The organism is Pseudomonas sp. LRF_L74 (assembly GCF_965644255.1).
In the GTDB taxonomy this organism is placed as follows: domain Bacteria; phylum Pseudomonadota; class Gammaproteobacteria; order Pseudomonadales; family Pseudomonadaceae; genus Aquipseudomonas.
Genome location: NZ_CBFFRH010000001.1, coordinates 709143 through 733075, shown reverse-complemented (window position 1 = coordinate 733075; position 23933 = coordinate 709143). Strand labels below are relative to the sequence as shown.

Below are 23933 nucleotides of genomic sequence, written 5' to 3'. Positions count from 1 at the left end.
AAAGGGTGGCACTGGCCACCCTTTTCTTCCCGTTTGTCCTCGTCACGATCAGTGCAAGCCCTGGATATAGCTGGAGACCGCCGCGATATCCTTGTTGCTCAACTTGGCGGCAATGGCCCGCATGATCATGCTGTCGCCGTCATTGGTGCGGCTGCCTTCACGAAAATCGGTCAGTTGCTTGGCCACGTATTGCGCATGCTGACCGCCCACATGAGGGAAACCTGCCGCCGCGTTGCCCGTGCCATCCGGCGAGTGGCAACCCGTGCAGGCCGGCATGCCTTCGACCAGCTTGCCGCCACGGAACAGTGCCTCGCCCTGGGCCACCAGGTTCGGATCGGCAGCGCCGACGCTGCCCTGCTGCGCAGCGTAGTGGGCGGCGATGTCGGCCAGGTCCTGGTCGCCGAGATTGCTCAGCAGGCCGGTCATCTCCAGCACAGCGCGCTTGCCGTCCTTGATGTCGTGCATCTGCTTGAGCAGGTAGCGCTCGCCCTGCCCTGCCAGTTTCGGGAAATTCGGCGCCAGGCTGTTGCCATCCGGCGCATGGCAGGCGCCGCACACGGCGGCCTTGGCCTGGCCGGCCTGGGCATCGCCGACGAGCACATCGGCACTGTGCGCGGCAGTGCCGACACCGAAGGTCAACAGCAAGCTCACCATTAGTTTGTTCATCAGCTGATCCAGTAACGGCTAAAGATAAAGGTTCTTTTCGGGTCTACTCGCCAGTTGGCCTGGTAGTCCTCGATACCGCAGGCGCCCATCGTCGCGGGCTCACGCACTGGCACACAGGGTCTGCGCGCCTCGATAGCGGCGGCGACCTACTTGTTGTTCATGGCCGGCTTCTATGAACCGGTGGCGCGCTAAAAGCACACAAATTCTAAGGCATTATATACCCGGCCCATCGGAGCGAAAGCGACAGCATGCCGCGCCCCCCTCTTGGTACACTTGCCAGGCCCGTCTCGAACCGGAACTCCCATGCAACTGAAAAACCCCATCATCGGCCTCTGCCAGCAGGCCGGATTCCTGATCAGCGCTGCCAAGGTCGATCAGTGCCCGCCGGACCAAGGGTTCGAAGTGGCCTTCGCCGGTCGTTCCAACGCGGGCAAGTCCAGCGCGCTGAACACCCTGACCCACGCCAACCTGGCGCGCACCTCGAAAACCCCGGGGCGGACCCAGTTGCTGAACTTCTTCCGCCTGGACGACGAGCGCCGCCTGGTCGACCTGCCCGGCTACGGCTACGCGAAGGTGCCGATCCCGCTCAAGCAGCACTGGCAGAAGCACCTGGAAGCCTACCTCGGCAGTCGCGAAAGCCTGTGCGGGCTGATCCTGATGATGGACATCCGCCATCCGCTGACCGAGTTCGACCAGATGATGCTGGACTGGTCAAAGGCCAGCGGCATGCCCCTGCACATCCTCCTGACCAAGGCCGACAAGCTGACCTTCGGCGCCGGCAAGACCGCGCTGCTCAAGGTTCGCCAGGAGATTCACAGGCACTGGGGCCCGGACGTGGCCAGCATCCAGTTGTTCTCCGCGCCCAAGCGCATTGGCGTCGAGGAAGCGCAGGCGGTCATCGCCGGCTGGATTGGCCTATTGGAAGAGGAAAGCGATACGCCCGATGAATGAGCCGATAAGGCAGCGCGTATCCAGATGAAGGGCCGTCTTGACGGCCCTTTTCATTTTGCGCCGCCAAATCGCAGGCAAAAAAAACCCCGGCTTCGTATGGGGAGGAGGAAGTCCGGGGTTCAATTCTGAACCGCTAGGGCGGGGTTCAGAGATCTGCCAACACTAAACACAACAAAGGAGCATCGAAAGGCTTACATGCCATTCGCTAACTCTGACCGGTGCCAAACGAACTTAGTTCAGTCGCCTTTAAATCGGATTATTCTTAGCAAGCTATCTTTAATAACCCTTTGATAATCAAGCGGTCAGGTTCAGCAGCCTGTCAGTGAGCCTCGTCCCAGTTGTCGCCTACGCCAGCCTCCACCAGCAACGGCACGTCCAGTTGCGCGGCAGCGCTCATAAGCGGCAGCAGCCCCGCCTTCAGTTCCTCTACCTGGTCCTCGCGCACCTCCAATACCAGTTCGTCGTGGACCTGCAGGATCACCAGGGCGTCGATATCACTCTCTTGCAGCCAGTTATCCACAGCCACCATCGCCCGTTTCATGATGTCCGCCGCGCTGCCCTGCATCGGCGCGTTGATCGCCGTGCGTTCGGCGCCCTTGCGCAGCGACGGGTTCTTCGCGTGGATGTCCGGCAGGTACAGGCGGCGGCCGAACAGGGTTTCGACATAACCTTGCTCGCTCGCTTGCTCGCGGGTGCGCTCCATATAGGCCAGCACGCCGGGATAGCGGGCGAAGTAGCGGTCGATGTACTGCTGCGCCTCCTTGCGGTCGACGCCCAGTTGCTTGGCCAGGCCGAAAGCGCTCATGCCGTAGATCAGGCCGAAGTTGATCGCCTTGGCGCGACGGCGCTGCTCGGTGGTGACGTCTTCCAGGGCCACGCCCATGACCTCCGCCGCGGTGGCGCGATGCACGTCGCGGTCGTGACGGAAAGCATCGAGCAGGCTCTCGTCCTTGGCCAGGTGGGCCATGATGCGCAGCTCGATCTGCGAGTAGTCGGCGGCGACCAGCTTATAGCCTTTGGGGGCGACGAACGCCTGGCGAATGCGCCGGCCCTCGGCGGTGCGGATCGGGATGTTCTGCAGGTTCGGATCGCTCGACGACAGGCGCCCGGTCGCCGCCACGGCCTGGTGATAGCTGGTGTGGATACGCCCGGTACGCGGGTTGATCTGTTCCGGCAGGCGGTCGGTGTAGGTGCTCTTGAGCTTGCTCAGCGAGCGGTACTGCATGATCACCTTGGGCAACGGGTAATCCTGCTCGGCCAGTTCGGCGAGCACCGCCTCGGCGGTCGACGGCTGGCCGGTGGCGGTCTTGGAGATCACCGGCAGGCCGAGTTTTTCATAGAGGATGGCACCAAGCTGCTTGGGCGAGCCCAGGTTGAACTCCTGGCCGGCCAGCTCGAACGACTCGCGCTCCAGTTCGACCATCTTGTTGCCCAGCTCCAGGCTCTGCTGGCCGAGCAGCTTGGCATCGACCAGCGCGCCATTGCGCTCGATACGCGCCAGCACCGGCACCAGCGGCATTTCGATCTCGCGCAGCACCTTGGCCAGCGCCGGCGTGGCCTCCAGCTTCTGCCACAGGGTCTGGTGCAGACGCAGGGTCACGTCGGCATCCTCGGCGGCATAGGGGCCGGCCTGCTCCAGGGCGATCTGGTCGAAGGTCAGTTGCTTGGCGCCCTTGCCGGCGATGTCCTCGAAGCGGATGGTGCTGTGGTCGAGGTAACGCAGGGCCAGGCTGTCCATGTCGTGGCGGGTGGCGGTGGAGTCCAGCACGTAGGATTCGAGCATGGTATCGAAGGCCACGCCCTGCACATGGATCGGCGTGCTCGCGTTGGCCAGCACGTTGATGTCGTACTTGGCGTGCTGGCCGACCTTGGCCTTGGCCGGGTCTTCGAGGATCGGCTTGAGCGCGGCAAGCACCGCATCACGGTCGAGCTGCACCGGCACGCCCATATAAGAGTGGGCGACCGGCACATAAGCCGCCTCGCCTTCCTTGACCGCGAAGGACACGCCGACCACCTGGGCCTGCTGCGCGTCGAGGCTGGTGGTCTCGGTGTCGAAGGCGATCAGTTCGGCGCCGCGCAGCTTGTCCAGCCATTTATCGAAGCTCGCCTGGTCGAGCACGATGTCGTACTGGCCGGTCGGTGCGTCTTCGGCCAGCGGCATCGTTTCCGGCTCGTCGAACAGGCCTGGGGCTGCCGGCGCAGCGGCGGACTTCGCCTTGGCCTTGGGCTTCTCGCGTTGCAGCTCGTCGATCCAGCCCTTGAACTCCAGCTCGCCGTACAGCGCCTGCAACGCCTCGCGATCCTGCTCGCCGGGATGCAGCGCCTCGATCTCGATGTTCAGCGGCACGTCGAGCTTGATCGTCGCCAACTGGTAGGAGAGGTAGGCCATCTCCTTGTGCTCGAGCAGCTTGGCCGGCAGGGTCTTGGCGCCACGAATCGGCAGCTCGGGAACCTTGTCCAGGCTGGCGTAGAGCACGTCGAGGCCGCCGCTGACCCCGACCAGCAGGCCCTGGGCGGTCTTCTCGCCGACGCCGGGCACGCCAGGAATGTTGTCGACCTTGTCGCCCATCAGCGCCAGGTAGTCGATGATCAGCTCAGGACCGACACCGAATTTCGCTTTAACGCCATCCACGTCATAGACGCTTCCGGTCATGGTGTTGACCAGCGTAACGTGTGGGCAGACGAGCTGTGCCATGTCCTTGTCGCCGGTGGAAATCACCACGTCGCGGCCCTCGCCTGCGCACTGCCGGGCCAGGGTGCCGATCACATCGTCGGCCTCGACCCCCTCTACGCACAGCAGCGGAAAGCCCAGCGCACGCACGCAGCCATGCAGCGGTTCGATCTGCCCGCGCAGCTCTTCCGGCATCGGCGGGCGATTGGCCTTGTAGTCGGCGAACAGCGCGTCGCGAAAGGTTCCGCCCTTGGCGTCGAAGACCACCGCGAACGGGCTGTCCGGATACTGCTTGCGCAGGCTGCGCAGCATGTTCAGCACGCCTTTCACCGCGCCGGTCTGCTGGCCCTTGGAGTTGGCCAGTGGCGGCAGGGCATGGAAGGCGCGATACAGGTAGGACGAACCGTCGACCAGAACGAGGGGAGTGTTGGACATGCGCGGGATCAACCTTTTCCACGGGTCCGCGGCTAGAATGTGCGGACCATTGACGAGAAGGGAACAAGGTTACCATGCGCGCACTGAACCGCTTTATGCTCGCGAGTCTGCTGGTCGTCACACCACTGGTCACAGTGGCCGCGGACGATGCACCGGGCGGCGATCCGGACGTGACCATCCGCCAGGAAGGCGAAAAGACCATCACCGAGTACCGGCAGAATGGTTTTCTCTACGCCATCAAGGTCACGCCCAAGCACGGCAAGCCGTACTTCCTGGTACGGGCCGATGGCAGTGAAGGCAACTTCATTCGCTCAGACCAGCCGGACATGCTGATCCCGGCCTGGGAAATCTTCAAATGGTAAGACCCCGCAAGGGTCATTGAACGCAAGGTAGTGTCATGTCGGTCTTCACCCCCCTGGAACGTCACGAGCTCGAAGTATTTCTCGCCCCATACGGCCTTGGCCGCCTGCGGGACTTCCAGGGCATCAGCGCCGGAACCGAGAACAGCAATTTCTTCGTCAGCCTGGAAGGTGGCGAATACGTGCTGACCCTGGTCGAACGCGGGCCGGTGGCCGACATGCCATTCTTCGTCGAACTGCTCGAACGCCTGCATCAGGCCGACCTGCCGGTGCCCTATGCGGTGCTGACACAGAACGGCGAAGCCCTGCGCGAACTGGCGGGAAAACCTGCGCTGTTGCAGCCGCGCCTGGCCGGCAAGCACATCGCCCAGCCCAATGCGCACCACTGCGAGGAAGTCGGCAAGCTGTTGGCACATATCCACCTGGCGACCCGCGACGACATCATCGAACGGCGCAGCGACCGGGGCCTGGACTGGATGCTCAGCGAAGGCCCGCTGCAGGCCCTGGAGCTGCCCGAAGCGCAGTTGCCGCTGCTACGTGCCTGCCTGGACGAAATCAGTGAATACAAGGAGCGCGTATTCGCCCTGCCCCGCGCCAACCTGCACGCCGACCTGTTCCGCGACAACGCGATGTTCGACGGCAACCACCTGACCGGGGTGATCGACTTCTACAACGCCTGCTCCGGGCCGATGCTCTACGACCTGGCGATCACCGTGAACGACTGGTGCTCCCAGGCGGACGAAAGCCTCGACGGGCCACGCACCCGCGCGCTGCTGGGCGCCTACGCCGCCTTGCGCCCGTTCACCGCCGCCGAAGCCGCGATCTGGCCGACCATGCTGCGCATCGCCTGCCTGCGTTTCTGGCTGTCACGCCTGATCGCCGCGCGGAATTTCGCCGGCCAGGACGTGCTGATCCACGATCCCGAGGAATTCCGCCGCAGGCTGGAACAACGCCAGCATGTGGAGCTGTCGTTGCCGTTCGCGCTTTGACCAATACGCCATCCCACGCTTGACCTTCAAAGGCTCTGCAAACACCCCACCAAGCCATCGGCCAACGCATCGAGCAGTTGCTCGTAGCCACCCACTTTCGGCTCGATCCTGGCGCCAAGCGCGTCCAGCTCCGCCAATTTCACCGGCAGGCCGGCGCTCAGGGTTTCGGCCAGGCGCGGGCGTAGCGGCGGCTCGCTGAACACGCAGGTCGGCCCGGTCGCCTGCAAGCGCTCGCGCATGGCAGCGACGTGCCTGGCCCCTGGCTGCACTTCGTGGGCGATGCTGAACACACCGGCATGCTGCAGGCCGTAGGCCGCCTCGAAGTAGTCGAACGCTTCGTGGAAGACGAAGTAAGGCTTGCCAGCGACGCCCGCCACGCGCGCCTTGAGCCGCGCGTCGAGGGCATCCAGGCGCTCGCTGAACGCCGCCAGGTTGGCCTGGTAGCGCGCGGCATTGGCTGGGTCGGCGGCGGACAGATCGGCCGCCATGCGCTCGGCGATCACCCGCGCATTGTGCGGCAGCAGCCACAGGTGGGCATCCAGCGTGCCGGGGCGGTGATCGTGGTCATGCTCGTCGGCGTCTTCGTGAGCATGGTCGCTCTCGACGAAATGACGCAGTTGCAGGCCTGGCAATTCCTGCACGGCGACGCTTGGCAGCGAGCGACCTTGCAGGACGCGCGGCAGGAAGCCTTCCATGTCCGGACCGATCCAGTACAGCAAGCGCACGCTCTGCACCTGGCGCACATCGGATGGGCGCAAAGCGAAGTTGTGCGGCGAGGCACCGGGCGGTAGCAGCACGTCGGGCCTGCCGACCCCGTCCTCGACGGCGGCGGCGATCAGTTGCAGGGGTTTGATGCTGGTCAGCACCTGGACATCGGCACGCGCGGTAACGGCGGACAGCAGCAGAGCGACAAGAAGGAACAAACGCGACACGGCAACAACACTCCAGCGGAAAAGAGTAATAGAATAACGTCTCTTGCCCCGGACGTCGCCGCTCATGCTCAAGCCCTACATCGCCAAGGCCCCCCTGGCCTGCCTGCCCCACGATCACGCCCATTGCGTCAGCAGCGCGCTGGCCGAAGCCGAGGCCATCTGCGCCCAGCAAGGCGTACGCCTCACCGCCCTGCGCAAGCGGGTGCTGGAGCTGGTCTGGCAGAGCCACAAGCCGCTCGGTGCCTACGACATTCTCGGCGTATTGAGCGACGAGGATGGCCGCCGCGCCGCGCCACCGACCGTCTATCGGGCCCTGGATTTCCTCCTGGAAAACGGCCTGGTACATCGTATCGCCTCGCTCAACGCCTTCATCGGCTGCAACCATCCCGAGCATGCGCACCAGGGCCAGTTCCTGATCTGCAAGGGCTGCAACACCGCCATCGAACTGGAGAAGCCGGCCATCAGCGAAGCGATCGTCGCCAGCGCCAGGGACGTCGGCTTCGCGGTGGAAAGCCAGACCGTGGAAATCGTCGGCCTGTGCGCCAGTTGCCGGACCGCTGCATGAGCGAAGCGCTGATCCAGCTCGAAGACGTCGGCGTACGCTTCGCCGGGCAGAATGTGTTGCAAGACGTGCGTTTCGCGGTCAATCCCGGCGAGATCGTCACCCTGATCGGCCCCAACGGCGCAGGCAAGACCACCCTGGTACGCGCCGTGCTCGGCCTGCTCAAGCCCGACAGTGGCCAGGTGCGGCGCAAGCCACGCCTGCGCATCGGCTACATGCCGCAGAAGCTGCAGGTCGATGCCACGTTGCCGCTGTCGGTGCTGCGCTTCCTGCGCCTGGTCGGTGGCGTCGATCGCGCCATGGCCCGCGCAGCGCTGGCCGAGGCCGGTGCCGAACATGTGATCGACAGCCCCTTGCAGAGCGTCTCCGGTGGCGAATTGCAGCGCGTGCTACTGGCTCGCGCCCTGCTGCGCGAGCCCGAGCTGCTGGTGCTCGACGAGCCGGTGCAGGGCGTCGACATCGCCGGCCAGGCCGAGTTGTATCGCCTGATCACGCGCCTGCGCGATCGCCACCGCTGCGGCGTGCTGATGGTCTCCCACGACCTGCACCTGGTGATGAGCACCACCGACCAGGTGGTGTGCCTGAACCACCACGTCTGCTGCTCCGGCCATCCGGAGAAGGTCAGCAACGACCCGGTATTCGTCGAGATGTTCGGCCAGGACGCCAAGAGCCTGGCGGTCTATCACCACCACCACGACCACAGCCATGACCTGCATGGCGCGGTCCTGCGTCCCTCCGCCCACGTCCACGGCCCGAACTGCAAGCACTGACCCATGCCCGACTTTCTCTTCAACGCGTTGCTCGCCGGCCTCGCCCTGGCACTGGTGGCCGGCCCGCTGGGTTCCTTCGTGGTCTGGCGGCGCATGGCCTATTTCGGCGACACCCTGTCCCACGCCGCCCTGCTCGGCGTCGCCCTCGGCCTGCTGCTGGACATCAGCCCGACCCTGGCGGTGACCGTCGGCTGCCTGCTGCTGGCCGTGCTGCTGGTGACCCTACAACAGCGCCAGCCACTGGCTTCCGACACCCTGCTCGGCATCCTCGCGCCGACCACCCTGTCCCTCGGCCTGGTCGCCCTGAGCTTCATGAAGGAAGTGCGCATCGACCTGATGAGCTACCTGTTCGGCGACCTGCTCGCGGTCAGCAGCACCGATCTGTTCTGGATTCTCGGCGGCAGCGCGCTGGTCCTGTTGTTGCTGTTGCCGCTGTGGCGCCACCTGCTGGCGATCACCGTGCACGAGGAGCTGGCACGGGTCGAGGGCCTGCCCGTCGCGGCATTGCGCCTGACCCTGATGCTGCTGATCGCCATCGTCATCGCCGTGGCCATGAAGATCGTCGGCGTGCTGCTGATCACGTCCTTGCTGATCATCCCGGCGGCGGCGGCCCAACGCCATGCCCGCACCCCGGAGCAGATGGCCATCGGCGCCAGCCTGCTCGGCATGCTCGCGGTCGGCGGCGGCCTGGCGCTGTCCTGGTATCAGGACACCCCGGCCGGACCGTCCATCGTGGTCTGTGCATCGGCGCTGTTTCTGCTGGGCTTCGCCCTGCCGCGCCGGACCTAGTCACGCAGGAGACCCGAAGCGGACCGTGTGCGCGAGCGATGCTGCCGGCCCGAAGGGGAGTAATCCAGAAGCGTCTTTTTTTCTGGGCTCCCGCCTTCGCAGGAGTGACGACGAACGGCTTTTTCAGAACATCGCCAGTCAAACGTGTCTAGCTCGCGCATATGCCGCGCTGAACAAAATATCGCCAAATAAAGACTAAGATCGCATAAACAAAACCGCTAGAATGCGCGCCTCCGGGCTCACCGCCTATGCTTGCCCGAGCGGCCGCGCCATCGATGCGAGTCGCTCTCCAACGTACCCACAAGGTTCGCTTCGTGATCGAGTTTCACCACATCCAGAAGACCTATCGGGTTGCTGGACGGGATGTTCCCGCGCTGCAACCCACCGACCTGCGTATCGAAGCCGGCCAGGTATTCGGCCTGATCGGCCATTCCGGCGCGGGCAAGAGCACCCTGCTGCGCCTGATCAACCGCCTCGAGGAACCCAGCGCTGGCCGTATCGTGGTCGACGGCAACGACATCACCGCCCTCGACGCCAATGGCCTGCGCGACTTCCGCCGCCAGGTCGGGATGATCTTCCAGCACTTCAACCTGCTGTCGTCGAAGACCGTCGCCGCCAACGTGGCCATGCCGCTGGAACTGGCCGGCGAACTGTCGCGCAGTGAAATCGCCCTGCGCGTGCAAGCGCTGCTCGAACGCGTCGGCCTCAGTGCGCATGCCAGCAAATACCCGGCACAGCTGTCCGGCGGCCAGAAACAGCGGGTCGGCATCGCCCGCGCCCTGGCCACGCGGCCGAAGATCCTGCTCTGCGACGAAGCGACCAGCGCACTCGACCCGCAGACCACCGCCCAGGTCCTGCGCCTGCTGGCCGAGATCAACCGCGAACTGCAGTTGACCATCGTCCTCATCACCCACGAGATGGACGTGATCCGCCGCGTCTGCGACCAGGTCGCGGTGATGGATGCCGGCCGCATCGTCGAGCAGGGTCCGGTGGCCCAGGTGTTCCTGCATCCACAACATCCGACCACCCGCCGCTTCGTGCAGGAGTCGGAGCACGTCGACGAGAATGGCCAGAACGACGATTTCGCTCACGTGCCAGGGCGCATCCTGCGCCTGACCTTCCAGGGCGAGGCCACCTATGCACCGCTGCTGGGCACCGTGGCCCGCGAGACCGGGGTCGACTACAGCATCCTCGCCGGACGCATCGACCGCATCAAGGACAGCCCCTACGGCCAGTTGACCCTGGCCCTGACCGGCGGCGACATCGACGGCGCCATCGCCCGCTTCCAGGCGGCCGACGTTCACCTCGAGGTACTGCGCTGATGCTCGAACACCTGTTGCCCAACGTCGATTGGGAAGAAATCGGCTACGCCAGCATCGACACCCTGAACATGCTCGGCGCCTCCACCCTGTTCACCGTCCTGCTCGGCCTGCCGCTGGGCGTGCTGCTGTTCCTCACCGGGCCCGGCCAGATGTTCGAGCAGCGCGGTTTCTATCGGATCGCGTCGTTCCTGGTCAACGTGATCCGCTCGGTGCCGTTCGTGATCCTGCTGATCCTGATGATCCCGCTGACCAAACTCATCGTCGGCACCTCGCTCGGCGTCGCCGGCGCCATTCCGCCGCTGGTGGCGGGGGCCACGCCGTTCTTCGCGCGCCTGGTGGAAACCGCCCTGCGCGAGGTCGATCGCGGCATTCTCGAAGCGACCCAGGCGATGGGCGCCACGCCGCGCCAGATCATCTTCCGCGCGCTGCTGCCCGAGGCCATGCCGGGCCTGGTCGCCGCGATCACCGTGACCGCCATCACCATGGTGTCCTACACCGCCATGTCCGGCCTGATCGGCGGCGGCGGCCTGGGCGACCTGGCGGTGCGCTACGGTTACCAGCGCTACCAGCCGGACGTGATGACCGTGACCGTGATCCTGCTGGTGATCGTCGTGCAGGTCCTGCAAAGCGTCGGTGATCGGCTGGTGGTGCACTTTTCCCGCAAATGAGTGTTTTGCAATAACCAGTCGGGCGACCCGTTATCCACAGGACCCCGCGTTGAATCTCACAAGGAGCTGACCATGAAAAAACTGCTGACCGCCCTGGCTGCCGCCGCAGCCCTGACCTCCGCCGTCGCCGCCCAGGCCGCGGAAACCGTTACCGTCGCGGCCACCGCCGTGCCGCACGCGGAAATCCTCGAATTCGTCAAACCGGCCCTGGCCAAGGAGGGCGTCGACCTCAAGGTCAAAGTCTTCACCGACTACGTGCAACCGAACGTGCAGGTTGCCGAAGGCCGCATCGACGCCAACTTCTTCCAGCACCAGCCCTACCTGGATGAATTCAACGCCTCGCGCGGCACCCAGCTGGTGAGCATCGCCGGCGTCCACGTCGAGCCCTTCGGCGCCTACTCCAGCAAGATCAAGACCCTCGCCGACCTGGCCCAAGGCGCCCAGGTCGCCATCCCCAACGACGCCACCAACGGCGGCCGTGCCCTGCTGCTGCTGCAAAAGGCCGGGGTGATCAAGCTGAAGGATGGCGCCAGCATCACCGCCACGCCGAAAGACGTCGCCGAGAACCCGAAAGGCATCAAGTTCCGTGAGCTGGAAGCCGCCACCCTGCCGCGCGTGCTGGACCAGGTCGACCTGGCCCTGATCAACACCAACTACGCCCTCGAAGCCGGCCTGAACCCGACCAAGGACGCCCTGGCCATCGAGGGCAGCGACTCGCCTTACGTCAACATCCTGGTCGTACGCGAGCAGGACAAGAACAAGGACGGCCTGCAGAAGCTGGCCAAGGCCCTGCACACGCCTGAACTGAAGGCGTTCATCAACGAGAAGTACAAAGGCGCCGTGGTGCCGGCTTTCTGAGAGCTCACCCAGCGTTGAAGAAGCCGGCCTCGCGCCGGCTTTTTCAATTAAATAAAAAAGCCCCGGTGGCGACCAACCTCCGGGGCGTCAAGCACATCTCTTCAAGGTGCAATCTCAGGCGCTGGCTGACCGGCCAGCGCAACCTGAGAATGCCTCTCAGCAAGCCCGATCACTTTGCCCGGAACGCCTTGGGCATAGCCGTTAGCGCCAGGCATTCGACTCACGAGGCCTGGCGCGCCTCGCCAACCACGCGCAGCGGCGTGCCGCGCACCGGCGCATCGCCGGCCACGTAGTAGCTGGCCTGGCTGCGCGGCAACGGCTGGCGACCACGGATACGGTCGGCGATCTTCTCGGCGATCATGATGGTGGTGGCGTTGAGGTTGCCGGTGATGATCTCCGGCATGATCGACGCATCCACCACGCGCAGCCCCTGCAAGCCGTGCACACGGCCCTGGCCATCGACCACCGCCATGTCGTCCTCGCCCATCTTGCACGAGCAGGACGGGTGGAACGCGGTCTCGGCATGCTCGCGAATGAAGGCATCCAGCTCCGCGTCGCTCTGCAGGTGCGCTCCGGGGCTCAGTTCGCGGCCGCGATAGGCATCCAGCGCCGGCTGCGCCATGATCTCGCGGGTGATGCGGATGCCGTCGCGAAACTCCTGCCAATCCTGTTCGCTGGCCATGTAGTTGAACAGGATGCTCGGGTGCTGGTGCGGGTCCTTGGACTTCAGGCGCACGCGGCCGCGACTCGGCGAACGCATGGAGCCGACGTGGGCCTGGAAGCCGTGCTCCTTCACCGCATTGCTGCCGTTGTAATTGATCGCCACCGGCAGGAAGTGGTACTGGATATTCGGCCAGGCGAACTCCGGGCGCGTCCGAATGAAGCCACCCGCCTCGAACTGGTTGCTGGCGCCCAGGCCCTTGCCGGCGAACAGCCACTGCGCACCGATGGCCGGCTGGTTCCACCATTGCAACGCCGGGTAGATCGATACCGGCTCCTTGCAGGCATATTGCAGGTACATCTCCAGGTGGTCCTGGAGGTTTTCGCCGACGCCCGGCAAGTGGTGCACCAGCTGCACATCCAGCTCTTGCAACAGCTCGGCATTGCCCACGCCGGAGCGTTGCAGGATCTGCGGCGAGGCGATGGCGCCGGCACACAACAGCACTTCACGGCGGGCGTGGGCCTGGGTCGCGGCCGTGGCACTGCCGAGCAGGTAGGCAACGCCGACGGCGCGCTTGCCGTCGAACAGGATGCGGTCGGTCTGGGCGTGGGTGACGATGGTCAGGTTCGGCCGCTTGCGGGCCTGGTCGAGATAGCCGCGCGCAGTGCTGGAACGGCGCCCCTCACGGGTCACCGAACGGTCCATCGGGCCGAAGCCTTCCTGCTGGTAGCCGTTGAGGTCTTCGGTGCGCGGATAACCGGCCTGCACGCCGGCCTCGACCATGGCGTGGAACAGCGGGTTGTTGCCGGCCTTGGGCGTGGCCACGCTGACCGGGCCGTCGCCGCCGTGGTAGTCGTTGGGGCCGATGTCGCGGGTTTCCGCCTTGCGGAAGTACGGCAGGCAATCGAGGTAGCTCCAGTCCTCCAGGCCCGGCGCCTTGGCCCAGCCATCGAAGTCCAGGGCATTGCCGCGGATGTAGCACATGCCGTTGATCAGCGACGAGCCGCCCAGGCCCTTGCCGCGCCCGCACTCCATGCGCCGGTTGTTCATGTGCGGCTCGGGGTCAGTCTCGTAGGCCCAGTTGTAGCGCCGGCCTTGCAACGGATAGGCGAGCGCTGCCGGCATCTGGGTACGGAAGTCCATGCGATAGTCGGGGCCGCCGGCTTCCAGCAACAGCACGCTGACCTCGGCGTCCTCGGTCAGGCGCGTGGCCAGCACGTTACCGGCCGAGCCAGCGCCGATGATGATGTAGTCGTATTGCATGACGAATATCCTCCAGCGCGGTTGGCGTCTTAAAAAACGCTGGCGTAATCGCCCAATTCCACCTGTACCGACTTGATCCGCGTGTAATGGCTGAGGGTGACCAGGCCGTTCTCGCGGCCGACGCCGGATTGCTTGTAGCCGCCGACCGGCATTTCCGCCGCCGACTCGCCCCAGGTGTTGATCCAGCAGATACCGGCTTCCAGCTTGTGGATAACCCGGTGGGCGCGGGCTAGGTCGCGGGTGACGATGCCAGCGGCAAGGCCGTAGTCGCTGTCGTTGGCACGGCGCACGGCTTCTTCCTCGCTGTCGTAGGCGAGGATGCTCATCACTGGGCCGAAGATTTCCTCGCGCACGATGGTCATCTCGTCGCTGCAGTCGGTGAACACGGTCGGAGCGACGTAGGCACCGCTGGCATATTCGCCATCGGTCACGCGCTGGCCGCCGATCAACAGACGCGCACCCTCGGCCTTACCTTTTTCGATATAGCCAAGCACGCTTTCCATGTGGGCGAAGCTGACCAGCGGGCCGAAGTTGGTGTCGTCCTGCTGCGGATCGCCCAGGCGGATGCGCTTGACCCGCTCCAGCACCTTGGCCTCGAACGCCTCCTTGAGCGTACGCGGGATGAACACGCGGGTGCCGTTGGTGCAGACCTGGCCGGAACTGAAGAAGTTGGCCATGACCGCGATGTCGGCGGCTCGGTCCAGATCGGCGTCGTCGAAGATGATCAGCGGCGACTTGCCCCCCAGTTCCATGGTCACTTCCTTGAGCGACGAGCTGGAGGCGCTGGCCATGACCTTCTTGCCGGTGCTGGTGCCGCCGGTGAAGGAAATCTTCTCGATCAGCGGGTGCTCGGTGAGCCACTGGCCGACCTCGCGGCCGCTGCCGGTGAGGACGTTGAACACGCCGTCGGGCAGGCCGGCCTCGGTGTAGATCTCGGCCAGCTTGAGCACGCTCAGCGGCGTGACTTCGCTGGGCTTGAAGATCATCGCGTTACCGGCCGCCAGGGCCGGCGCGGACTTCCACAGGGCGATCTGCACCGGGTAGTTCCAGGCGCCGATACCGGCGACCACGCCCAAAGGCTCACGGCGGGTGTAGACGAACGAGGTCTCGCGCAGCGGAATCTGCTCGCCCTCGATGGCCGGGATCAGGCCGGCGTAGTACTCCAGCACATCGGCACCGGTGACGATGTCCACCGCGCGGGTTTCGCTCAATGGCTTGCCAGTGTCGAGGGTTTCCAGCGCGGCCAACTCGTCGTTGCGCTCACGCAGGATATCCACGGCACGGCGCAGGATGCGCGAACGCTGCATGGCGGTCATCGCCGCCCATACTTTCTGTCCTTCGACGGCGCTGGCCACGGCCTTCTCGACATCGTCCTTGCTGGCGCGCTGGACCCTGGCCAGCACCTCGCCGTTGGCCGGGTTGATGGTGTCGAAGGTTTCGCCGCTGGTGGCGGCGACGTAGCGTCCACCGATATAGAGTTTCTGGTCTTCTAGTCGGGCCATGTTGAACATTCTCCAAGGTCTCGTTGAGCGCTACAGGCACGCATCTGGCTTTGTTTGCGGGCAGGCCAGTGCCCGAAAACAGGATGGGAACGAGCCTACTTTATTTTTATTGAACGCTCAAACAATAAAGAATAAGCTGCGCCGCACGTCACGGTTGCGACAGATCGCCGCACCCGTGCGATCTGCATTGCAGAGGCGCCGCCAAGGTCATGAGCGGGTCGGCAGTGCGATTGGGTAAGCCTTCGCATCAACTGCCCTGGAGTGTGCTCCACATGAGTTCCGCTTCTTCTCCGTCACCCGCTTCGGGTGCGCGCCTCAATCCCACGGTGTTCTTTGGGTCGACGGCGTTGATCGTGATTCTCACCGTTGCCCTGATCCTGTTTCCCGAAAGCGCCGGCGTCTGGCTGAACAAGGCCCAGAGCTGGCTTTCGCGCAGTTTCGGCTGGTACTACATGCTGGCCATCGGCGCCTATCTGCTGTTCGTGCTCTATGTCGCCTTTTCGCGCTATGGCAACCTGCGCCTGGGTGCGGACAGCGACCGACCCGACTTCAGCTACGGCGCCTGGGCGGGCATGTTGTTTTCCTCGGGGATCGGCATTTCGCTGCTGTATTTCGCTGCGTCGGAGCCCATCGACCACCTGTACAACCCGCCGGAAGGTACGCCGGGCACCGAGCACGCCGCTCGCCAGGCCTTGCAACTGACCTTCCTGCACTGGGGCGTGCATGGCTGGGCGATCTATGCCCTGGTCGGCCTGGCGGTCGGTTACTTCGCCTATCGCCACAACCAGCCGCTGGCCCTGCGTTCGGCCCTGTTCCCGCTGTTCGGCGCACGGCTGATGCGCGGTCATGTCGGCAACGCGGTGGATTGCTTCGGTATCTTCGTCACCCTGCTCGGCCTGGTGACCAACCTCGGCATCGGCTCGCTACAGGTCTCTTCGGGCCTGCAATACCTGTTCGGCCTGCCGCATAGCCAGGGCGCCCTGCTGGCGGTGATTCTGGTGATGAGTGCGGTCGCCACCCTGGCGGCGGTGTCCGGGATCGAGAAAGGCATTCGTCGCCTGTCGAACCTGAACATTGTGTTGTTCAGCGGCCTGCTGGTGTTCGTGCTGCTGGCCGGTGACACCCTGCACCTGCTCAATGGTTTCGTGCAGAACCTCGGCGACTACCTCAACGGCCTGGTGCTGAAGACCTTCGATCTCTACGTCTACACCGGGCAGTCTGGCAAGAGCGAGGCCTGGATGGGGCTGTGGACCCTGTTCTACTGGGCCTGGTGGATTTCCTGGGCGCCCTTCGTCGGCATGTTCATCGCGCGGATTTCCCGGGGCCGCACCGTACGCGAACTGGTTTGCGGTGTACTGCTGATCCCGCTGGGCTTCACCCTCGCCTGGCTGTCGGTGTTCGGCAACAGCGCCCTCGACCTGGTGATGAACCAGAATGCCGCCGAGCTGGGCAAGGCCGCGCTGGAGGAGCCGGCGATGTCGATCTATCTGCTGCTAGAGCACTACCCGTGGTCGAAGGTGGTGATCGGCCTGTCGATCTGCGTCGGTTTCGTGCTGTTCCTCACCCCGGCCGATTCGGGCTCGGTGATGCTGGCCAACCTGTCACGCAAGGGCGGCGAACTGGACGAGGACGCGCCACACTGGCTGCGTATCTTCTGGTCGGCGCTGATCACCCTGGTCACCATCGGCCTGCTGTTCGCCGGCAACTTCACCGCGATGCAGACGGTGGTGGTCATGGCCGGGCTGCCGTTCTCGGTGGTGTTGCTGCTGTACATGTACGCCCTGCTCAAGACCATGCGCGCAGACCTGGCGCAACACCAACAGGCGGCTGACCCGACGCTCATGCAGTCGCCGCAGGCTTAGAGCCCGCTCGCGCTTTAGCGGGAATGGCAGCATCAAGGCAGGAGCGGACGTTCCACGAACACCCGGTCCACACTCAATCGTCATTCCCGCGAAGGCGGGACAGCGGCTCCATCGCTGGACAGCGCTTGCGCTGGCCCGAAGGGGAACAATCCAAATGCGCCGTGTCTTCTGGGTTCCCGCCTTCGCGGGAATGACGGAGGAATAACGAATGTCCGCAGTTGCCTCAAAGCTGCCTATCCGGAATGCCGACCCCCCCCTAAAGCAGTGGCAGCCGCTATCGCCTCAGGACGAGGCCTTGGCCAAGAGTTGATCCAGATAGTCGTAGGCGATCTGCGGCGCCTGCTGGGCATCCAGTGCGTCGCCACTGAGAGCGGCACGCAACCACAGGCCATCGATCAGTGCCGCGAGCCCCACGGCCGCGGCACGGGCCGATTTCAGGTCGAGCACCCGGCGGAATTCGCAGCACAGGTTGGAGTACAGGCGATGGTCGTTGACCCGCTGCAAACGGTGCAGGGCCGGCTGGTGCATGCTGGTCGCCCAGAACGCCAGCCAGGTCTTCATCGCCGGGCCGCTAACCTGGCTGTCGTCGAAGTTGCCGCCGATGATCGCCCGCAGGCGCGCGCGCGGGCTGTCGTCGGCGAGGGCCGCGCGGCGCTCGCGCACGGCGTTGCCCAGGGCCTGCATCAGGTGGCGCATGGTGGCTTCGAGCAGGCCGTTCTTGTCCTTGAAGTAATGGCTGATGATGCCATTGGAAACGCCGGCCAGGCGGGCGATATAGGCGATGCTGGCATCGCCCATGCCGACCTGGTCCACCGCTTCCAGGGTGGCGGCGATCAACTGTGAACGGCGGATAGGCTGCATGCCGACCTTGGGCATCGGGTACTCCAGCGGAGAAGGCGAAAAGGCGCACAGTCTAGGTCGGATCAAATTGAACGATCAATCAACAACGTTGCTGCCGGGGCGATGTGTCGGTCAAAGAAGCGCCTCGCCAGTCGATCCGGCAAACGAAAAAGGCGACCCGCAGGTCGCCTTTCTCATTGCATTGCGAATGTTTATTTCAGCCACTCGGCCACGCGCTCGGGGTTCTTGGCGATCCAGTCCTTGGCCGCGTCTTCCGGCTTGGCGCCGTCACGAATGGCCAGCATCACCGCGCCGACTTCTTCGCCGCTCCAGTTCAGTTTCTTGAGGAAGGCAGCCGCTTCCGGCGCCTTGGCTTCGAAGCCGGCGTTGGCGACGCTGTCGACATGCTCGGATTCGCCGTAGACGTTTTTCGGGTCTTCGAGGAAGCGCAGTTTCCACTTGGCGAACATCCAGTGCGGAATCCAGCCGGTGACCACGATTGGCTTGTTGGCCTTCTCGGCGCGGGTCAGGGCGGTGGCCATGGCCGGGCCGGAGCTCGGGACCAGCTTGATGTCGAGCTTGTACTGGGCGATGGCGTCTTCGGTGCGGCGCATCACGCCGGCACCCGCGTCGATACCGGTGATCTTGCCGTCGAAGTCGGCCTTGTAGGTGTTCAGGTCTTCGATGGTCTTGGCTTTCACGTAGTCAGGCACGATCAGGCCGATCTTGGCGCCGGTGTAGTTGGAGCCGAGCACGGTGACCTTGTCCTTGAACTTGCCGTAGTACTCGCCGTGGGTCGCCGGCAGCCAGGCCGACAGGGTCACGTCGAGGTCGCCACGGGCCACGCCCTGCCACATGATGGCCGGCTCGACCGGTTGCAGGGTGACTTTGTAACCCAGCTTGCTCTGCAGGATTTCACCGGCAACGTGGGTGACCGCGACGCTGTCGTCCCAACCGTTGATGTAGCCGATCTTCACTTCGGGTTTGTCGGCGGCCTGGGCGGCGCCCATGCCGAATGCCAGGGCGGCGATGCCGATTGATTGCAGACACAGGGACTTCAGCTTGCGCATACGTATTGCTCCATCTAGTGGGATTGGCAGCGGACTACGTTGTTGTGTGCCGTATCGCCCGTTCTGACGCGGGCTGACGGCTCTGCAACGGCCAGGTGGCCATGCAGCGGTGTGGAACCTGGCACGCGCCGCGACCGTACGGCATCAGCCGCACGGCTTGGCACGCAATCAGAGCCCGACGAATTTCTTCACGGCGGCAGCGCCATCCTGGCCGTCATAGGTGGTGACCCCGGACAGCCACTTGTCCAGCACCGCCGGGTTGGCCTTGATCCAGTCCTTGGCGACCACGACCGGGTCTTCCTTCTTCAGCACGCGATCCATCAACTGGCTTTCACCTTCGACGGTGAATTGCAGGTTGCCCAGCAGCTTGCCGACGTTGCCGCAACGCGCCTCGTAGTCCGGCGGCACCACGGTGTAGACCTTGGCCGCGCCGAAGTCGGGGCCGAACACGTCGTCGCCACCGGACAGGTAGGTCAGCTCGAACTGGGTATTCATCGGGTGCGGCGCCCAGCCGAGGAACACCACCGGCTCCTTCTTCTTCACCGCGCGCTGCACCTGGACCAGCATGCCGGCTTCGCTCGACTCGACCATCTTGAAGCCGCCCAGGTCGAACTGGTTGCCCTTGATCATCTTGTCGATCAGCAGGTTGCCGTCGTTGCCCGGCTCGATGCCGTAGATCTTGCCGCCGAGCTGGTCCTTGAACTTGGCGATGTCCTGGAAGCTCTTCAGGCCCGCCTCGGCGGCGTAGGTCGGCACCGCCAGGGTGTACTTGGCGCCTTCGAGGTTGGCGGTCGGCAAGACCTTGACGCCATTGTCCTTGAGGAACGGCTCGATCACCGAGTCCATCGATGGCGCCCAGTAGCCGAGGAACACGTCGATCTGCTTGTTCTTCACCCCGGTGAAGGCGATCGGCACTGAAGCCATGACCTTGCGCGGGCTGTAGCCCAGGCCCTCGGTGAGGACCATGGCCACGCCCGTGGTGGCGGAGATGTCGGCCCAGCCGATCTCGGCGAAACGTACCTGCTTGCAACTTTCCGCTTCTGCGGCCCATGCGCCTTGCATCAGTGCGCAGGCGAGCAGTCCGGTTCCAGCGGCCTTCATCAGATTTTTCATCTACAACTCCCCATCGTTGAAAAAAACTGCGTGGGCCGGGCTCAGTGGCTGGCGACCTTGGTCTTGGCGGCTTCGCCGCGGCCCAACCAGCCGAACAGCTTGCGCGGCGACTTGCTGGGCGTACCGAAGCTCTCGGTGATGCGGTCGAGGATGATGGCCAGCAGGACCACCGCCATGCCGCTCTCGAAGCCCAGGCCGATGTCCAGGCGCTGGATACTGGCGAGCACGTCGTTACCCAGGCCGCCGGCGCCGACCATCGAGGCGATGATCACCATCGACAGGGCCATCATGATGGTCTGGTTGACACCAGCCATGATCGACGGCAACGCATTGGGCAACTGCACCTTGAACAGCAGTTGGGTGCTGGTGCAGCCGAAGGACTGGCCGGCCTCGACGATTTCCTTGTTCACCTGGCGGATGCCAAGGCTGGTCAGGCGCACCGCCGGCGGCATGGCGAAGATCACCGTGGCGATGATGCCGGGCACGCGGCCGAGGCCGAACAGCATGGCCGCCGGGATCAGGTAGACGAACGCCGGCATGGTCTGCATGAAGTCCAGCACCGGGCGGATGATGTAGGCCACGCGCTCGCTCTTGGCCGCCCAGATGCCCAGCGGGATGCCGAGCAGCAGGCTGATCAGGGTCGAGGAGAAGGTCAGGCCGAGGGTGACCACGGTCTGCTCCCAGAAGCCGGTGAAGAAGATCAGTACCAGCGAGGCCGCGGTGAACAGGGCGAACTTGAAGCCGATGCGCCACAGGCCGAGGGCCACGAAGATGGCGATGAGCAACCAGGCTGGCGGCCACATCAGCAGTTTTTCGATGATTTCGGAGAAGCCGCTGACCACCGAGCCGATGCTTTCGAAGGCGCCGCTGTAGTTGTCCAGCAGATGCTGGACAACGTCATTGACCCAACTGCCCAGATCGAGTTTATCGCTCATGGTCATTCCCCCTGCAGGCGACTAAGCAGACGCCCTTTACTGATGGCGCCACTGTAGTGGCCATTGCGATCGACGACCGGGATCGGCCCTTCGTTGATCACCAGGCGCTCGATCACCTGCTCCAGCGGCAGGTCTTCGGAAACCGGGTCGATCTGCTTGAGCAGGCTCTGCTCGAGGCTGGTGGTGCGGCCGTCCTCGACCAGCAGGGCGATCTTCTCCAGGCTGATGGAGCCGCGGAACTTGTTGTCTTCGTCGACGATGAAGGCGTAGTGCTTGTCCTGCTCCTGCAGTTCGCGGCACACGGTCTGCGCATCGGGCGCCTTGCCGTTGTGCACGTAGAGCGGGACGCTATCGGCCTTGAGCTGGCCGGCGGTGAGGTAGCGGCTGGTGTCGACGGTGTCGAAGAAGTTGCGTACGTAGTCGTTGGCCGGCTTCTCGATCAGCTCCTGCGGGGTGCCGACCTGAATCAGCTTGCCGCCTTCCATGATGCCGATGCGGGTACCGATGCGCATGGCTTCTTCGATATCGTGGGAGACGAAGATGATGGTGCGGCGGTGGGTTTTCTGCAGCTCCAGCAGCACGTCCTGCATCTCGCGGCGCTTGAGCGGGTCGAGGGCGGAGAAGGCCTCGTCCATGATGATCATCGACGGGTTGACCGCCAGCGCCCGGGCCAGGCCGACGCGTTGCTGCATGCCGCCGGACAGCTCGTGCGGGTACTTGCTGGCGAACGGCGCCAGGCCGACCTGCTCCAGCACTTCCATGGCGCGGCGCTCGCGCATCTTGCGGCCTTCGCCGGCGACTTCGAGGCCGAAGGCGGCGTTGTCCAGCACCGTGCGCGAAGGCATCAGGGCGAACGACTGGAAGACCATGCTCATGTCGCGGCGGCGCAGTTCGATGAGCTGTTCCTTGGGTAATTTGGCGACGTTCTGGCCGTCGATGAAGACATCGCCGGCGGTGGGTTCGACGAGACGGTTGATCAGGCGGATCAAGGTGGACTTGCCGGAGCCGGAGAGGCCCATGAGGACGAAGATCTCGCCCTCCTCGACGCTGAACGAGACGTCGCTGACGCCAATCACCGCGCCGCGTTCGGCCAGGATCTTCTCTTTGCTCCAGCCCTTCTTGAGCAGGTCGATGGCTTCTTGTGGCTGAGTGCCGAAAACCTTGTAGAGGTTACGCACTTCGATTTTTCCAGACTGCATGGGAGGGGTCCCTTTCAGTAGACATCCAGATCAGCTACAGGAAACCGGACCGTGCTACGCGACGAGCAAGGCCAGGTGATGCCGACTGTTATTGCCTGTGTGGATTTACTGTTACCTGTCCGCAACAACTGGCCTGGCAGTGGCAAAACGGCATCGCTGCGCATCGCGCACGGCAGCTTGCCGACATGGCATGACGTTCCTTGTTCCACTGTTCTTGCTAGCAGTTACAGACGCTGTGGCAGTTCAACGAAACCCTGGTTCCCTGGGTCTATTGCCCCTCGACCTTGAGGGGCACGTACATCCGAAAATTTTTTGTAGGACAGGCTCCGAGCTTCTCGGGCTCCGTCGTTTTCTGTTATTCGGTCCAGAACGGTGAGCTCTGGTCTGTCAGCTCCGGTGAGTAGCGACAGCGACGAAATAGGCACCTCAACGATAAAGCCTCGGCATCCTGACCATTGTCGGTTTACGACCCTGACGTGTTGGCAGGCGACATCACTTTCCTGATCACGACAGGCAGGTCGTGGGCTGTACTCACTGTATCCGCTCGAGACCGAGCCCCGCTTCGGGCACGCTGCCATCGCGGCGCTTGACGCCTTCAAGCCAGAGCGCCAGCACCTGGGGGTTTTCCTTCAGCCAGTCCAGCGCGGCCTCGCGACGGTTCTTACGCCCGGACAGGACCTCATCCATCAACTGGTTCTCCATGGCCAGGCTGAAACGCAGGTTGCCCAGCAGGCGCGCCACGTTCGGGCACTCCTGCAGATAGCCGGCCCGCACGTTGGTGAACACGCTCGCGCCACCATAGTCCGGCCCGAAGAATTCGTCGCCGCCCTCCAGGTAATTCATCTCAAAACGCGTGTTCATCGGATGCGGCTCCCAGCCAAGGAACACGATCCACTTGTTCATGCGCTGGGCGTGCATCACCTTGGCCAGCATGCCGTTCTCGCTCGACTCGGCCAGGGTGAAGCCCTTGAGGCCGAACGCGTCGCTGTCGATCATCTTGCGGATCAACTGGTTACCGTCGTTGCCCGGCTCGATGCCGTAGAGGGTGCCGCCCAGCTGTTCCTTGAACCGCGCCAGGTCGGCGAAGCTGCGTACACCGCCCTCATAAGCGGCGCGGTTGACCGCCAGGGTGTACTTGGCGCCTTCCAGGTTGGCGAGCGGCAGGCTTTCCACGCTGCCGGCATCCTGATAGGGCTTCAGGTCGGCGGCCATGCTCGGCATCCAGTTGCCCATGAATACGTCCAGGCGCTTCTCGCCGAGGGCCTTGTAGGTATCGGGCACCGACATGCGCTTGACCTCGGTGGCGTAGCCGAGCTTCGACAGAATCAGGCGGGTCATCGCGGTGGTCACGGTGATATCGGTCCAGCCGACATCGGAAAAACGCACCTGGCCACAACGCTCCGGTTCAGTGGCGATAGCAAGGGTGGGTATTGCCAGTGCTGCGCACAGCAGCCAGAAAAAAATGCGCTTCATGTTCTTGCTCCTCGGATGGCACGGTCTGGGCCGTAGCCGAACG

21 protein-coding genes are annotated in these 23933 nt (G+C 64.2%); 10 read left to right on the top strand and 11 right to left on the bottom strand.

What is annotated here, in order from left to right; genetic code table 11:
• Positions 1–48: 48 nt before the first annotated feature.
• Positions 49–666, bottom strand: coding sequence for a c-type cytochrome (locus ACSZPK_RS03415; RefSeq protein WP_437879975.1), 618 nt, complete (start codon positions 664–666; stop codon positions 49–51).
• Positions 667–969: 303 nt separating this feature from the next.
• Here ACSZPK_RS03415 and yihA point away from each other — a divergent pair, with 303 nt between their 5' ends.
• Positions 970–1617, top strand: coding sequence for a ribosome biogenesis GTP-binding protein YihA/YsxC (gene yihA, locus ACSZPK_RS03410; protein ID WP_437879974.1), 648 nt, complete (start codon positions 970–972; stop codon positions 1615–1617).
• A gap of 319 nt (positions 1618–1936) precedes the next feature.
• Here yihA and polA read toward each other — a convergent pair whose 3' ends face one another.
• Positions 1937–4723, bottom strand: coding sequence for a DNA polymerase I (polA, locus tag ACSZPK_RS03405; protein ID WP_437879973.1), 2787 nt, complete (start codon positions 4721–4723; stop codon positions 1937–1939).
• A 74-nt stretch (positions 4724–4797) separates the two neighbouring features.
• Here polA and ACSZPK_RS03400 point away from each other — a divergent pair, with 74 nt between their 5' ends.
• On the top strand, positions 4798–5085 hold the full coding sequence (locus ACSZPK_RS03400) for a DUF2782 domain-containing protein (protein WP_437879972.1): 288 nt from the start codon (positions 4798–4800) through the stop codon (positions 5083–5085).
• 35 nt (positions 5086–5120) lie between these two features.
• Positions 5121–6071 (top strand): homoserine kinase, encoded by a 951-nt coding sequence (locus ACSZPK_RS03395; protein WP_437879971.1) that lies wholly within the window; start codon positions 5121–5123, stop codon positions 6069–6071.
• Positions 6072–6097: 26 nt separating this feature from the next.
• On the opposite strand, the gene ACSZPK_RS03390 is transcribed toward ACSZPK_RS03395, so the two are convergent.
• Complete coding sequence (locus ACSZPK_RS03390) at positions 6098–7003, bottom strand: zinc ABC transporter substrate-binding protein (protein WP_437879970.1); 906 nt, start codon at positions 7001–7003, stop codon at positions 6098–6100.
• Between the two features lie 64 nt (positions 7004–7067).
• Here ACSZPK_RS03390 and zur point away from each other — a divergent pair, with 64 nt between their 5' ends.
• The 6 genes from zur (at position 7068) to ACSZPK_RS03360 (ending at position 11972) form a co-directional block, all read left to right on the top strand.
• Complete coding sequence (gene zur / locus ACSZPK_RS03385; RefSeq protein ID WP_437879969.1) at positions 7068–7568, top strand: zinc uptake transcriptional repressor Zur; 501 nt, start codon at positions 7068–7070, stop codon at positions 7566–7568.
• On the top strand, positions 7565–8335 hold the full coding sequence (gene znuC, locus ACSZPK_RS03380) for a zinc ABC transporter ATP-binding protein ZnuC (RefSeq protein WP_437879968.1): 771 nt from the start codon (positions 7565–7567) through the stop codon (positions 8333–8335). The genes zur and znuC overlap by 4 nt, the downstream gene beginning before the upstream one ends.
• A gap of 3 nt (positions 8336–8338) precedes the next feature.
• A complete protein-coding gene (znuB, locus tag ACSZPK_RS03375; RefSeq protein ID WP_437879967.1) occupies positions 8339–9124 on the top strand; it encodes a zinc ABC transporter permease subunit ZnuB in 786 nt (261 codons plus the stop codon).
• Positions 9125–9438: 314 nt separating this feature from the next.
• Positions 9439–10446: a methionine ABC transporter ATP-binding protein gene (locus ACSZPK_RS03370; protein ID WP_437879966.1), complete on the top strand. Its 1008-nt coding sequence runs from the start codon at positions 9439–9441 to the stop codon at positions 10444–10446.
• Entirely contained in the window at positions 10446–11114 is a 669-nt protein-coding gene (locus ACSZPK_RS03365) for a methionine ABC transporter permease (RefSeq protein WP_437879965.1), read from the top strand. The genes ACSZPK_RS03370 and ACSZPK_RS03365 overlap by 1 nt, the downstream gene beginning before the upstream one ends.
• A 72-nt stretch (positions 11115–11186) precedes the next feature.
• Complete coding sequence (locus ACSZPK_RS03360; protein ID WP_437879964.1) at positions 11187–11972, top strand: MetQ/NlpA family ABC transporter substrate-binding protein; 786 nt, start codon at positions 11187–11189, stop codon at positions 11970–11972.
• A gap of 220 nt (positions 11973–12192) precedes the next feature.
• On the opposite strand, the gene betA is transcribed toward ACSZPK_RS03360, so the two are convergent.
• On the bottom strand, positions 12193–13896 hold the full coding sequence (gene betA / locus ACSZPK_RS03355; RefSeq protein WP_437879963.1) for a choline dehydrogenase: 1704 nt from the start codon (positions 13894–13896) through the stop codon (positions 12193–12195).
• A 29-nt stretch (positions 13897–13925) separates the two neighbouring features.
• Positions 13926–15398 carry a betaine-aldehyde dehydrogenase gene (betB, locus tag ACSZPK_RS03350; protein WP_437879962.1) on the bottom strand — a complete coding sequence of 491 codons (1473 nt, stop codon included), beginning with the start codon at positions 15396–15398 and terminating at the stop codon, positions 13926–13928.
• A gap of 326 nt (positions 15399–15724) precedes the next feature.
• Between betB and ACSZPK_RS03345 the strand changes: the two genes are divergently transcribed.
• Positions 15725–17260 (top strand): BCCT family transporter, encoded by a 1536-nt coding sequence (locus ACSZPK_RS03345; RefSeq protein ID WP_437880279.1) that lies wholly within the window; start codon positions 15725–15727, stop codon positions 17258–17260.
• Between the two features lie 282 nt (positions 17261–17542).
• Here the strand turns inward: ACSZPK_RS03345 and betI are convergent, their stop codons facing one another.
• The 6 genes from betI to choX all read right to left on the bottom strand — a co-directional run bounded on the left by betI (position 17543) and on the right by choX (position 23890).
• Positions 17543–18136: a transcriptional regulator BetI gene (gene betI, locus ACSZPK_RS03340; protein WP_437879961.1), complete on the bottom strand. Its 594-nt coding sequence runs from the start codon at positions 18134–18136 to the stop codon at positions 17543–17545.
• Between the two features lie 176 nt (positions 18137–18312).
• A complete protein-coding gene (locus tag ACSZPK_RS03335) occupies positions 18313–19170 on the bottom strand; it encodes a glycine betaine ABC transporter substrate-binding protein (RefSeq protein WP_437879960.1) in 858 nt (285 codons plus the stop codon).
• 168 nt (positions 19171–19338) lie between these two features.
• The gene (locus ACSZPK_RS03330; RefSeq protein ID WP_437879959.1) at positions 19339–20283 is read right to left on the bottom strand and encodes a choline ABC transporter substrate-binding protein; all 945 of its coding nucleotides are present in this window, start codon (positions 20281–20283) and stop codon (positions 19339–19341) included.
• Between the two features lie 41 nt (positions 20284–20324).
• Positions 20325–21218, bottom strand: a complete 894-nt coding sequence (locus ACSZPK_RS03325; protein ID WP_437879958.1) for an ABC transporter permease — start codon at positions 21216–21218, stop codon at positions 20325–20327.
• A 2-nt stretch (positions 21219–21220) separates the two neighbouring features.
• Positions 21221–22417 carry a quaternary amine ABC transporter ATP-binding protein gene (locus tag ACSZPK_RS03320; protein WP_437879957.1) on the bottom strand — a complete coding sequence of 399 codons (1197 nt, stop codon included), beginning with the start codon at positions 22415–22417 and terminating at the stop codon, positions 21221–21223.
• Positions 22418–22948: 531 nt separating this feature from the next.
• On the bottom strand, positions 22949–23890 hold the full coding sequence (gene choX / locus ACSZPK_RS03315) for a choline ABC transporter substrate-binding protein (protein WP_437879956.1): 942 nt from the start codon (positions 23888–23890) through the stop codon (positions 22949–22951).
• Positions 23891–23933: the final 43 nt, after the last annotated feature.